The organism is Vibrio sp. A37, assembly GCF_059777565.1.
In genome coordinates this window covers 130,642-144,142 of record NZ_JBLNLI010000001.1, presented here as the reverse complement: position 1 = coordinate 144,142, position 13,501 = coordinate 130,642, and the positions used below count along the sequence as shown (strand labels likewise).

12 protein-coding genes are annotated in these 13,501 nt (G+C 41.3%); 10 read left to right on the top strand and 2 right to left on the bottom strand.

Annotation, left to right across the window (positions count from 1 at the left end; all coding sequences use genetic code 11):
* Positions 1–16: 16 nt before the first annotated feature.
* Positions 17–1,387 carry a YjiH family protein gene (locus ACM2FC_RS00615; RefSeq protein ID WP_498478877.1) on the bottom strand — a complete coding sequence of 457 codons (1,371 nt, stop codon included), beginning with the start codon at positions 1,385–1,387 and terminating at the stop codon, positions 17–19.
* A gap of 253 nt (positions 1,388–1,640) precedes the next feature.
* Positions 1,641–2,546 carry a LysR family transcriptional regulator gene (locus ACM2FC_RS00610; RefSeq protein ID WP_498478876.1) on the bottom strand — a complete coding sequence of 302 codons (906 nt, stop codon included), beginning with the start codon at positions 2,544–2,546 and terminating at the stop codon, positions 1,641–1,643.
* Between the two features lie 288 nt (positions 2,547–2,834).
* On the opposite strand from ACM2FC_RS00610, the gene ACM2FC_RS00605 reads away from it, so the two are divergent.
* From ACM2FC_RS00605 to shyA, 10 genes are all read left to right on the top strand, one after another.
* Positions 2,835–3,530: a hypothetical protein gene (locus ACM2FC_RS00605; protein WP_498478875.1), complete on the top strand. Its 696-nt coding sequence runs from the start codon at positions 2,835–2,837 to the stop codon at positions 3,528–3,530.
* Between the two features lie 393 nt (positions 3,531–3,923).
* Positions 3,924–4,490, top strand: coding sequence for an outer membrane beta-barrel protein (locus ACM2FC_RS00600; RefSeq protein WP_498478874.1), 567 nt, complete (start codon positions 3,924–3,926; stop codon positions 4,488–4,490).
* A gap of 75 nt (positions 4,491–4,565) precedes the next feature.
* Complete coding sequence (locus ACM2FC_RS00595) at positions 4,566–5,258, top strand: hypothetical protein (RefSeq protein ID WP_498478873.1); 693 nt, start codon at positions 4,566–4,568, stop codon at positions 5,256–5,258.
* 253 nt (positions 5,259–5,511) lie between these two features.
* On the top strand, positions 5,512–6,378 hold the full coding sequence (locus ACM2FC_RS00590; RefSeq protein WP_498478872.1) for an HpcH/HpaI aldolase/citrate lyase family protein: 867 nt from the start codon (positions 5,512–5,514) through the stop codon (positions 6,376–6,378).
* A gap of 9 nt (positions 6,379–6,387) precedes the next feature.
* Positions 6,388–7,749 (top strand): acetyl-CoA hydrolase/transferase family protein, encoded by a 1,362-nt coding sequence (locus ACM2FC_RS00585; protein WP_498478871.1) that lies wholly within the window; start codon positions 6,388–6,390, stop codon positions 7,747–7,749.
* A gap of 11 nt (positions 7,750–7,760) precedes the next feature.
* On the top strand, positions 7,761–8,825 hold the full coding sequence (locus ACM2FC_RS00580; protein ID WP_498478870.1) for a hypothetical protein: 1,065 nt from the start codon (positions 7,761–7,763) through the stop codon (positions 8,823–8,825).
* A 66-nt stretch (positions 8,826–8,891) separates the two neighbouring features.
* The gene (locus ACM2FC_RS00575; RefSeq protein WP_498478869.1) at positions 8,892–10,634 is read left to right on the top strand and encodes an alpha-keto acid decarboxylase family protein; all 1,743 of its coding nucleotides are present in this window, start codon (positions 8,892–8,894) and stop codon (positions 10,632–10,634) included.
* Positions 10,635–10,829: 195 nt separating this feature from the next.
* Positions 10,830–11,468, top strand: coding sequence for a hypothetical protein (locus tag ACM2FC_RS00570; RefSeq protein WP_498478868.1), 639 nt, complete (start codon positions 10,830–10,832; stop codon positions 11,466–11,468).
* A 193-nt stretch (positions 11,469–11,661) separates the two neighbouring features.
* Positions 11,662–11,961 carry an isoamylase early set domain-containing protein gene (locus ACM2FC_RS00565; RefSeq protein ID WP_498478867.1) on the top strand — a complete coding sequence of 100 codons (300 nt, stop codon included), beginning with the start codon at positions 11,662–11,664 and terminating at the stop codon, positions 11,959–11,961.
* A 201-nt stretch (positions 11,962–12,162) separates the two neighbouring features.
* Positions 12,163–13,467, top strand: coding sequence for a peptidoglycan DD-endopeptidase ShyA (gene shyA, locus ACM2FC_RS00560; RefSeq protein ID WP_498478866.1), 1,305 nt, complete (start codon positions 12,163–12,165; stop codon positions 13,465–13,467).
* Positions 13,468–13,501: the final 34 nt, after the last annotated feature.

Genomic DNA, 13,501 nt, shown 5'->3' with positions numbered 1-13,501 from the left:
TCCGCAGATAACTTTTCTAAAATACCAAGTAAGCGACACCAGTCACAACCGGTAGTGTAATCAGTGTTCTCAAAACAAATATGATAAATAGTTCAAAAGCGTTGATTGGGATCTTGCTGCCTAGTAGCAGGGCTCCTACTTCTGACATATAGATAAGCTGAGTCACTGACATTGCGGCGATGATGAAGCGAGTCATATCGCTGGTGATTGGGGTGATTAATATTGATGGAATAAACATATCCGCAAAACCCACCACAATGGTTTTTGATGCGGCAACAGCTTCCGGGACGCCTAGTAGTTTTAGTAATGGAACGAATGGTTGGCCAAGAATGCTGAATATCGATGTATTTTCAGCCACAACAAGAGCGACAGTACCGAGTGCCATTACTACAGGTAATACACCGAATATCATATCTATTGCATTCCCACAACCTTCTTTCGCTACCTGTTTGAAAGAAGTGACTTTTGATGCTTTTTGCAAAGCAAGCTCCATACCCCAAGAAAAGCTGCTACGTCCTGTTGGTAAAGCGTCCGCATCTTTGTCTCTTGTAGTGCCGTCGATAAATGTATCTTCCTTATTACTCAATGGTGGTAAACGAGGGATAATAACGGCAGCGACAATACCAGCCAGACAGACAGCACCATAAAACGGTACAAAGAGATGCTCTAGATTGACTTGCGCGATAACAACTAAACTAAATGTGATGGATACCGCTGAAAACGTTGTCCCCACCACGGCAGCTTCACGTTGTGTGTACACTTTGTTTTCGTATTGTTTGCTCGTCAGTAAGATGCCGACGCTACCATCGCCTAACCAAGATGTCATACAGTCGATAGCACTGCGTCCAGGAAGGTTGAATAGTGGCCGCATCACTTTACTTAGTAAAGATCCAAACAGCTCAAGCAAACCAAAATTTAATAGTAGTGGTAGCAGCAAGCCTGCGAATAAAAATACGGAAAATAGCGTTGGTAGTAAGTCGTGCAGCACCAGACCACCAGTATTTTCGTTCCTTATTGCTTCAGGACCAACTTGGTAAAATGTCATTAAAACGGCTGCGCCACCGATAAGTCTGACAATCAGCCAAACCAGAGAAGGGTTTAGCAAGTTATTTAAAAATGGACGATGAACAACAAACGAAGGCTTGAAGACTTTTGTCAGTATTGACGCTATTGATGTAAACGCAATCACCGCTGTGGCAATCGCAACTATACTCTCTCCAAGCAGAGTTTTTACCGACTTAGCTAAAACGGCGACTGGAATGGTAAGTTCACCAGCGTAATGAATAGGGAGCATAAATAGAAAAATGCCTAGAATAGAAGGGATTAAAAATACCCAAAAGCTATTCTTAGCGGGATTCCTTTCGAGAGTTTGAGTGCTTTCTTGCATGAAGTTTCCTGATGCTACTTAACAGATAAAAAAGATGGCGAGCTATACAAAAAGTGTGGAGGTGATATTAACTTCTTAGAGTTACATTCGCAATATTATTCACTTTTAATGAATTAATATATTTTTTTAGTGTGACAATATTAAAATGCATAAAATATCAGTGACTTACTTTTTACCTCCTTTCCTATTGCATCATCCAACCCTAGAGTAGGGCTGAATGATTGAGTTGAATTATCTAGTTAAAAATAGCAAATTAGTTGTTTATATTATTCATAATGTGATCTATTACCGCTTTAGTTCGGGGGCTTTGGGAGCTTTCTTTAGTGTAAACAATGTATGTGTCGTGGTTTTCTTCAATCGTGCTGCATGAATATTGAACAAGTAACCTGCGTAAACGGCCTTGCCTAACGTCATGTTCAGCTTGCTCTTTCGGCATGACACATACCCCACCTCCGTTCACACATACTCTGTGACCAACACTGGTACTTATATAAGAAAACCAAGCATTTGAAGTATTAAAGGTTTCGACCGCATTGCTGTCTCTATGCTTGAAGGTCCAAGTGGCATGTTTATTCGAGCGCTTTAGTCCGATGATATCATGTTGCTGCAAGTCCTTTGGACAATTAATTGCGGGTTTGTCTTTTAGGTAATCAGGGTGAGCAACCAGCCAAAACTCAGGGTAATGTAGTGGTCTCATAATGAGAGATGAGTCTTTAGGTTTGGTCACGCAAATATAAATATCGTGCTCTGCAAGATAGGGATCGATATATCCAGCTTCTATCGTCGTAGAAATGGTTAGTTTCGGCCACATTCGATGCAGTTTTGGCATATGAGGGGCAATATAGTTTTCGCAGAGCCAGTGTGGGGCACTAATTTTTACCAAGCCGCTAATTTCTTGATGGCGGTTAAATACTGCATTTTCCATCAAATCGATTTGAGAACATATTTCTAGGCCTTTTTCATAGACAATGCGACCTTCCTCAGTGAGCGCTAACTTTCTCGTATGCCGTCTGAATAAAGAGGAGTCCAACTCTTTTTCCAATTGTTGGATGTGTCTTGACACCGTTGATGTGGCGCAATTGAGTTGTTCTGCCGCTGCAGAAAACCCACCGCATTCCACGACAGAAATTAGGTAGGGTAGTGATTCGATGGATAACATTTTAGCCCCTATGCTTGTATTATGCTTTGTAATATAACATGAAGATTTGTTGTTTTCTTAAGCCCACTAACCTGTCTACTTGATAAAAATAAGTAATACTCCTCAAAATAGAACACGATTAGAAAGATAAGGCTTTCACTTTGCAATGCGCAAAATTGCATTTTTATGACATATCAATGACTTTCTAACACAATTTTTAATCAATACGTCGTATGTTGGTGCTAGTATCTTTGCTGAAGACGCGTAACTCTCGTCACTTTAAAATTTATATTCATCGAGACATTAACTATGAATAAAATAATCAAGAGGACAGGGACTCTATTATTTACAACATCTATAAGCGCATTTATATCTTTTCAGGCTAACGCTGCGACTGGCATGACCCAAAAACAGTTTAGTCAACTCTCTACCGGACAAAAAACTTGGGTCACTTTGGCCTTCGGTGCCGGGTCTGGACAACAATACCGAGGTTTAAAAACGAATGTAAATGGGGTGAACTACGGTTTAGATAATACCGCATCAGATACGACGGCGAGTTTCGATGTAAACTATCAACCATTTTTGCATGGATTAGTTACGCTCCGTACACAAAGTTGGAATGAGGGTATTACCAGCGGAATTACAAATGCTTTAACTCCAGATTCAGTGTTAGATTCTCAAAGCTTGTCTGGTAATGAAACCGCGTTGGAGTATGGCTGGATTGATAGAGGGGCGATAACAGGTAACACGACTGGATATTGGTCTGCTTCGACAGGTATAAGCTATTTTAATGGTGAAAGCATGTCGTGGCAGACAATTAGCAATGGTCAGGTGACAAACTCTGGCAGCTCCAAGTCAAGAAATGCGGTAGGTATACCTCTAGAGCTTCAAGCATTTATATATCCTGGACAATCTCATTTTGGCATAGGTATTATTGGCACAGCTTTGGTCACTCAGTACTCCACATTCGAATCTATTATGCTTGGTCTCCAAGGACGTTTTTAACAATTAAGAAGCCTCCGTCCGTAAAAGCCCTTTCAGTATTTGCAAGGGCTTTTTCTGTATTTTTTGCAAATGCGCAGACACCACAATAAAGGATTCTCAGTCACTCAAGTGCAATGTTATTTATTACAGTGCGCCCGATTAAATATGTAGAGGATATGGAGATTTATTCTGTATATTGCCCTAAGTTATTTGATTTACAAGTCCAATAATTGACTTGTTTGTTATGGCAAATATTTACACAGACATGACTTTTTTGTTGCTTTCTTTACCTGGTACCTCCTCTGACCACTAATAAAAACTGATAGTATTCCCTTCAGAAAGATGTGTGACTCTCGTCACCTTTGTTGATGTCTAAATTTTAAAGTTATACAAACTATGAGTGGTAAAGTTTTAATGAAGAAGCTAACAAAAAATATTCTATTAGTCGCCACTTTATCTACAGTGGGAATCTCATCGGCATATGCAAATAATTTTTATGTCGAAGGTGGTTTAGGGGCCAATATTCAAGAGTCTTTAGGCTGGACGGGAGCAAGCTCAGTTAGAGCTGCGGCTGGATATCAGATGAATCTATCTCCTAAGTGGGACCTTGGTGCTGAGCTAGGTTACAACTACTTTGGTGATGCTCAATATGATTTTTTTGTTCCTTTTAACCTTACAACAACTGCTGTTGATATGTCTGGTGTAGCTACTTATAACCTTAACAGTGATTGGTCGTTGTTCGGTAAAGCAGGCGAAGCTTATATGATGACTTCGGATGATTATGGTCACGGTACTCACGCGTTTTCACCATTGGTTGGTGCGGGAATTGGCTATAAAGTCAACGATGCCTTGACTATCAATACGTCGGTTACTTATTACTTTGGTGTGAACTCTAATTCGACAAACCAAGACACTTCTACAGATGATGCCGCGCCGAATATTACTAACTTTCTAGTGAGCTTACGTTATTCATTTAAGTAACTCTACTAGTACTTTAGCTCTTTCAAATAACTCCACGTAAATGTGATTGACACAACCCCAATAAGATTTTTAATTATGAATAACTTAATCAAACAGGGTCTAAATTTTTGGGCCATCATCGCGCTACTCATGTTCTTTTCCTCTCAAGCGAATGCGACACAGATGACCCAAGAGCAATTTAATAAGTTAACCCCAGGACAAAAAACTTGGATAACACTTGGGATTGGATACGGTGGAGCGAATCAGTATCGAGGACTAGATGATAACTATAATCATCAATATCAAAATGATTCAGAAGGAACTAACCCTCTAGTGAGCTTAGAGCTTAACTACCAACTTTCGCTTCACAGGTTAATCACGCTTAAAGCTCAGAGCTGGGATGATAATCCAGCAGATACTGGGATCATCTTGCCTAATTATTACCCTGATTCAAATTGGGATAAAATGAGTTTGTCAGGTACAGAAATTGCTGCTGAGTATGGGTGGATTGATCGAGGTACTATTTCGGGAAGTACTAATGGGTATGTATCAGCTTCTACTGGATTCAGTTATTTTGCTGGTGATGATGAAACGGTTACTTATGGTGACGCCAATAGTCCAAGTAGCTATACGGTCAGAAACCGCAATGCAGTTGGAATACCTTTAGAAGTGCAGGCGTTTATTTATCCTTGGCAAAATCATATTGGTATAGGCTTAATTGGCACGGCGTTAATCACTCAATACACAGTATTTAAGGGTGTTATGGTAGGCCTTCAAGGAAGGTTCTAATAATTAGGTTGTGCTGCTAATCCTTATATAAAGCCTCAGATTTAATCGCTGAGGCTTTTACTTATTTATTAATTAAATATTGGGAACCTAAATTAACCGATCTTTTAACTTAATGATATATATGATTAATTCAAATTATTGCGAATCACGCAACTGATCTTTTTAATTCTGCTGTGTTTAAAGTTCTTCATGAGAAATAAATTGGTTCTTGTCCAATAAATCTTAATTTACTTCCTTTAAATAGGGGAATGTTATGAATAACATTAAACCAGAACTTTGCAATTCCGTGTTATTTACTCCTGCTAATCGTCCAGAGCGATTTGAAAAATCAGCGAACAATAAAGAAGCACAGATGGTTGTGCTGGATTTAGAAGATGCGGTTGCTTTGCGATATAAAGATCAGGCTAGAGAAATTCTGATTGATTATCTGCAGAAAAATATCAGCATCCCTGCAGATCATCCAATGATAACGGCTATTCGTGTCAACGCGATTAGCACTCATGCAGGTCTAAAAGACATTGTTTGCCTTGTGCGAGAAAAAGTGGTTCCCGATGTCATTTTCTTACCCAAGGTTCAAAACGTTCAAGAACTCGAACTGTACTCCCAGCTGCTTAATTTAGGTAGAGAGAAACATGTTCAGTTTATTGCGGCAATCGAAACCGCTGTCGGTCTAGAAAATGCACATCAAATCGCGGCTTATCCTGACGTTATTGCCTTAGGCTTCGGAGGCGCAGACCTCGCAGCTGATCTAGGTGTTGAGCTCGACTTTAGTACTACAGCTGTATACCGGGCGCGTGTTGTTCAAGCGGCGAAGTACGCGGGTAAAGCAGCTTGGGATGTCCCATATCTCGATTTCAAAGATGAAGCTGGCTTGTTCAAAGAGACTGAGCAAATTAAAGCGATGGGATTTAATGCCAAAATCGCTATTCATCCAGCTCAGTTGGCCACTATCAATGAAGTTTTCTTCCCTTCCGAAGACGAAATTGATGAAGCGAAAGAGATCCTAATTACCTTTAAGCAAGCGAATGGCTCAGCGTGTCAGTACAAAGGCAAAATGCTAGACGTGCCAGTCGTGAAACGAAGCCAAGACATTTTAGAAAAAGTCGGTTGCGAATATTAGGAGCTCACGATGAATACTGAAATCAAACAATTTACTGTGGCCCAAGAGCTTTATCAAGGAAAGTTGATGTCGGCTGACGAAGCGATATATAAATTTCTCCCTGAAGCTCGGTTTGTCACTTTTGGATGCTATGCTGCAACGCCGATCGCGATAAGCGAAGCATTTGCGAATGCAGCAAAAAATGGGCTATTCACCCATCCCATTGATGCCTATTTGTTTCGAAGCTCAGCTAAGGTAGTGAGTTATTTCAACGACCCAGAAGTTCTAAAAACCGTTCATTTACAACTTCCTTTTATGGGTGGTGAGATCGGTACTCTATTGCAAACAGCTAAAAACCATCTAGGAAAAGTACAATATCCCGAGTTTATTCCTGGGCACTTTAGCCATATGGAGTCAGGCTTCCTAACTCAGGAAGGTGACCCTGACGTGCATATGTTGCAAGTGTCTTCGATGGATGAGCATGGCTACTTCAGTTTTGGTTTGGATGGTAGTTTTTCAATCCCCGCGGCAAGACGTGCAAAACGAATTATTGTTGAAGTGAATGAAAACATGCCACGTACATTTGGTGATGGCATCATGCATGTGAGTGAAGTTGACGCCATTATTGAGCACACCAGTGATCTTTTGATACTGCCAAACAAACCAGCCAAAGAGACCGATCACGCGATTGCTGAGCACATTATTAACTACATACCAGACGGTGCGTGTATTCAGCTTGGTATTGGTGGTGTGCCGGATGCTGTGGGTAAGTTCCTTCTTGAAAAAAATGATTTAGGTATCCACACAGAGTTACTGTGTAGCTCGCAAATTGACTTAATCAAAAACGGTAATGTGACAAACAAATATAAAAATCTACATCGTCATCACACGGTATTTAATGTCGCCATGTTACCTAGCCAAGAATATTACGATGTCATGGATAACAACCCATCGATGCTTTGTTACCCAGCATCTTATGTAAATGATTCCAGTGTTATCGAGAAAATCGACAACATGATTTCTATCAACTCATTTGTTGAAATCGATTTGTTTGGCCAAGTGGCTTCTGAATCCGTTGCTTGGAAACAGCTTACTGGTACAGGTGGACAAGTAGATTTTGTTCGAGGTGCTGCGAACTCACGTGGTGGTAAGAGCTTCTTAGCTGCAGCCTCGACAGCAAAAGGCGGGCAGTTGTCAAAAATCGTTCCTCGCTTGAACAACATCGTAACAACCGCAAGAACTGACGTGCAACATGTGGTAACAGAATTTGGTTGCGCGAACTTGGCCGGAATGTCCAATAGCCAGCGTGCTAGAACACTGATTAATTTAGCACATCCAAGTTTTAGAGAAGAATTAACCACGCAAGCAACCGCAATGGGTCTAATCAAATAAGGGGTAACGCCATGTTTAGTGCATACGCAAAAGTTAAAGAAAATACTTATCGTGAAACCTTCGGCTTGGATTTCGAGCAGTTTGAAAAAGGTCAGGTGTTTCGCCATCGTCCAGGTATCACCATTAGTCAGCAAGATAATGTTGATGAAGCGACAGATACCATGAATTCCGCTCAGCTTCACTACGACAACCACTACGCCTCGCAGACAGAATGGGGACAGTGCTTAGGGGTGAGCACCATGACTTTACAAAAGGTCATTGGTAGCAGCTGGAAAACCTTTGCTCGTAAAGATCGCATTGTAGAATTCACTAATATTGCAATGACACGTCCCGTGTTTGGTGGCGATACTCTTTACGCAGAAAGTGAAATCTTATCGGTAGAGAACTTAGAAGGTTTCGATTGTGGGTTAGTCACTGTGCAGACTCGCGGTATCAATCAAAATGATGAAGTTGTAACCAAGGTAGATTATAAAATTCGAATTTATAAGTTTGGTCGTCATCCATACTTTGGCAAAACTGAGTTTGACTTTAACCTAACCGACGAAAAATTCTCAGCATATAAGTTAGAAGAAGATGGTGCTCTAAAAGAAACAGTGGGTATCTACTTTGAAGACTTACTACCCGGTGAGACTTACCAGCACGCTGCTTACAAAATTATTCGTCCAGAGGAAGCGGTAGAACACGCGCAACGTTCTATGGAGTGGAACCCTAAATACGTTGACCCAACTTATTACAACGAGTATTTCCCTGAGCAAGGAAAAGAGGGTAATTGTCCGGTGACAGAAGCTTACTGGATGGGAGCAATGACAGCTTGTACCACTCGCGCTTTGGGCCGCGTGGTTGCCAATTTAGCATGGAAAGATATGAAGTTAAATCGAGAGCTCTTCCCGGGTGAAAAGTTAAGTGTAACTTCTGAGATTATTGAGAAAAGGGAGTCCAACTCTCGTCCAGAACAGGGCATCGTTACCGTTGTAACGCGTGCCTTTGATAAGGATAAACAAGAAGTGCTGTCATTTACTCGCACGTTGCTGGTTTACCGAAAAGGCAAAGGCCCATACGACAAAGCGGGTTACTAAGCAAAGTTTTCATCCTCCCATTTTTAATGCGCAAGTGCTGTCAGCGCTTGCCATAAGGTACAAGTTATGAAAAAAGAAATGACCGTTATTGAATATGTTTTGGGCCAAATTAAAGAACTCGGTGTGACGGATGTGTTTGGCGTTCCTGGTGATTTTGTCTACCCAGTGTGTGACGCTATTATGGACGATGAACAGCTTCGTTGGATTGGTTGCTCGAACGAATTAAATGCGAGCTACGCGGCGGATGGGTATGCACGTACAAGAGGCGCCAGTGTACTTGTCACTACATACGGTGCAGGGGAGTTGTGTACTTTTGGTGGTTTAGCGGGTGCGCATGCTGAAAACTCAAAAGTGATTGCTCTAGCGGGTATGCCTGGTATACAAGAGCAAGATGGCAAAACTCGTTACCACCACATGGTCGGTGATCCTGTTCCTCGCTACGATGTGTTTGTGGACATGATCCGTCCATTGACCGCAGGGGAAGACAGCGCAGTGGTTATCACGCCAGAAAACTGTGTCTATGAGACTCAGCGAGTTCTGGCAGCGATGAAATACTACTCGAAACCAGTATATATGGCTTTTCCTCGTGATGTGCCACATTCGCCCGTCATTTTCCCTGAGCAAGAGCAAGCAATTCCCTTTACGAATGTGAAAAGTGACTCAGAGACTTTGGATAAAGTGGTAAGTGAAATTTTTTCCCGCGTGAGTAACGCTAAACAAAGCTGCGTGCTGCCTGGTTATTCTTTGCGCCGGTACGATGGGGTTGAATTGGCTAGTACGTTCATCGAAAAGTCTGGCTTGCCTTTCGCAGAGTTGAATCAAGATCGAGGTGTTTTATCGATGCAACATCCAAATTACATTGGCAGCTACAATGGCCATTGGAAAGGGTGGTCTGAGTCAGTGGTGACAGATAGGGTAGAAGACTGTGATTGTATCATCGCGTTAGCGACGGAAAATCATGATTTTAACAACGCTTTGCACACGTTGGCTTTTGATAGAAATGGACTGATTAAAATTGGACCTCATTGTACTCAGATTGGAGACAACTTTTTTGAAGGTGTTGAGCTAAAAGATGTGTTATCTCAACTAAATAAAGTACTTACTAAGAAGGTCGCTCAAACTATTCCTGTACTTAAATCTTCTGAGGTCGTAATAGGAGCCCCAACAGGTGACGCTAGCGATATCATCGAGTATGAGCCTTTGTATGAACGACTTCAGCAATTTATCAAGCCCGGCGATATAGTGGTTTCTGATACTGCCATGGCCTCTATGTGCTTTTCTGCAAGAGTGAATTTACCAGAAGGTGTAGATTTAGAATCTCAGCTTTCATGGGGAGCGATTGGATGGGGGACGCCTGCAATCTTAGGCAACTGTATCGCGGCTCCAGAGCGTCGTTGCTTGATTATTTGTGGAGAAGGCGGGCACCAAATGACAGCGACCGAATTGGGGACACTTGAAAGATATGATGCAAAACCTATCTATATTGTGGTGAATAATGGTGGATACTTAGCTGAAAGGTGCACCAACCGCTATCCAGATGAAGACTATAACGATGTTGCGCAATGGCATTTTGCTGATTTACCAAAGAGTTTAGGTTGCAACTGGTTGACTCGACGGGTAACTAACTTAGGCGAACTAAATCATGCGCTAGAGCAAGCAAATACAGCGGAAACTGGCGTTTATATCGAAGTTGTTGTTCCAGCAAATAGCCTCGCTAAAGGTTGTGATTTCTTGTTTGGAGCAACAGGCAAACAGTTTGATCAAGCTAATAGGAGCTGGGAAACTAGAATAAGTACTAGCAATCGATAGCCCAATAAATAGTTTGAGCTTTGAAGCGAAAAAGCACTTCATCTAGATGCAAGTCTAGTGGAGTGTTTTTTTGTAATTATTCATCTTGTTGCATTGAATCGTCTACTTTCGTCAAGTTTAAAGAGTTACTCTATACGCAAATTATTCATCTAATGAATACACTTAGTAATAGTGTGTCATTGTCAGTTGAAACAAGTGAAAACAAACAAACGTCCAAAATCAATTGTTGTTAGAGTGGCTGCAATTTTTTTAATCGTTGCTGCGACTATCGCGGCCATTCGTCACGAAAACATCGTGGCTCAAAGAGAGTCAACGACGCTGATAAACGACGGCTCCAGCAATTCTGTTTTGAACCAAACATTTGGCGTTGATTCAACCAAACCTTTTATTCTCAAAATACCAAGTAAAGATGTCACGGCACATATTGGTAGTGTTGATCACACAACTAATATTGCATCCGGCCGGTATAAAGACAAACATGACGATTCTATAGGGATTGTTAAGTTAGACATCAATACAGTATTCCCTCTTGGATTGGATAAAGAACATGTTTACTCAGCAATTGTTATTGTGTCCAACGGAGCGAGTGAGGATTCTTACTTCCTTTGTAGCTTCAGATATGACAGTGAAAGTGGGTTCATGAAGTTAGTCGATAGTGAATGGCTCGGGCGTGAAATCAGTGTTGAAACAATAGAAACGGATGGAGATTTGATTCGTTTAGAAGTCACTGGAGGAGAGGTTCCTTCAAATTCAAAGGCTTATGCTCACTCATTTATTTTAATGGTCTCGGAACAGTACCACTTTAATACGCTTAAAATTCGACCACATGAATAAACATTCGTGCTTGCCCAATTAGAGCTTTTGTAGATTTTATCTATCTACTATTGTCTACTTTTAAGCCATCCCACAGCTGTTAAACTGTTGAGTTGTAAGGTGCGTATTGTAGATTGCAATCAAATTGCCTATTATCTACTCTTAATTAGCATATGACATAGTTCACATATAATGACGTGTAGGGAGTATTAGGATGATCAGTAAGCGTTACTTTAAAACTAAAAATGAAGTAGAGGTTACTTTTGAAGTGCCAGCAGCAGAGGCAAGTCGCTCAATCGCGTTAGTTGCAGATTTTCTGGACTGGCAGCCTGTAGAGATGAAGAAAGTAGCGAAAACAAAGACATTTAAATACAAAACTCGCTTACCTAAAGACGGACAATTTGAGTTTCGCTATTTAGTTGATGATGAAAAATGGTTAAATGACCCTCAGGCGGACTTGTACAAGCCAAATGGCCTTGGCGAGGACAATGGTTTAGTGTCTACCCACCAATAGAATACATATTTAGTAACATGTCTATTTTTGGGCATTTCAAACACAAAAAGGCGCTTGGCGCCTTTTTTCTTCTCATTGTTCATCACTTCTCTGTATGTGTTCCATTCTCTGTAGCAGGCAGTTTGAATAGATAAAGAGTGACTTTTTATTCATAAACACTTACTCTTTGCAGCTTATGAGGTCGTTATTTCGGGGAAAACTGTGGTACCAAGTTCCATTACTGAGCGCTTTTCTGCATTTTCAAAACAAAAAAAAGTTCTAATTGCATTTTTACCAGTAGTGGCTGGAGTGGTTTTTACTTCTTTAAACCAGAACTTCTCTCATGTTTCCGTTTCTGTTTCGGTACCAACGGTTATCGCTCCTGATGCAGCACCAACACCTCCAGAAACCATTATTGATATTCCTGATTACGAGTACGTAATTAAATCTGGTGACAGTCTAAGCGTTATCTTCGACAAACTCGGCTTTTCTTATAAAGAGATGATGAAGATAATGGAGACGGACTTAAACTATCTAAAATTGGATACGCTCAAGCCTGGTGATACATTAAAGTTTTGGCGCTCTGACGATCATAAATTTTTGCAAAAGATGGAGCTGCAGTTTAGTTTGGCTGAACGGGCGGTTTATTCCCGCTTAGATGATGGGTCTTATAGTTACGATAGCGTTACCGTTCCGGGTAACTGGAAAGATTATGCCATCGCAGGCACTATCCAAGGAAGTTTCTCAAAGTCAATTAATGCGTTGGGTATCGGTAATAATGAGATTGAGCAGATAGTTTCAGTTTTAGGCGATAAAATTAATTTTGCTCGAGACTTGAGAGCTGGTGATAAGTTTGAAGTCGTTGAGGCCCGTCAATTTGTCGATGGCAAAGCGACCGGAAACAAGGAAATTCAAGCAGTAAAGATTTTTAATCGTGGCCAAGTGATCTCTGCCTATCTATACAAAGATGGACAATACTACGATCAGAATGGAAATAGCCTCGAGCGAGCCTTTCAACGGAAACCATTTGTTGGTCGATATCGTATGAGTTCTTCATTCGATCCTAAACGTCGCCATCCTGTGACAGGGAGAATTGCTCCACACAACGGTACAGACTGGGCGCTTCCGACAGGTACACCAGTTGTGTCTACAGGCGATGGCGTGGTCACGTTAATTCGAAATCACCCTTATGCTGGAAAATATGTGGTTGTCCAACATGGTAATAACTACAAGACTCGCTACCTACATCTAAGCAAAATTTTAGTTAAACGTGGCCAAAGAGTGAAAAGAGGGCAGAAAATCGCGCTTTCAGGTAGTACTGGTCGAGTGACTGGCCCTCACATTCACTATGAATTGATTGTAAAAGGTCACCCTGTGAATGCGGTAACCGCTAAAATACCGATGGCTCACTCTGTACCTAGTTCAGAAATGAGAGACTTTATCGCTCAGCGTAATCGTCTTGACGCGCTACTGAATAGAAAGCAGATCCAGTTAGCGGCCAACAGCTCCTCGAATACCGGTAGTTGATACTTTCGCTGACTGCGTTATCTAACGCGATGAT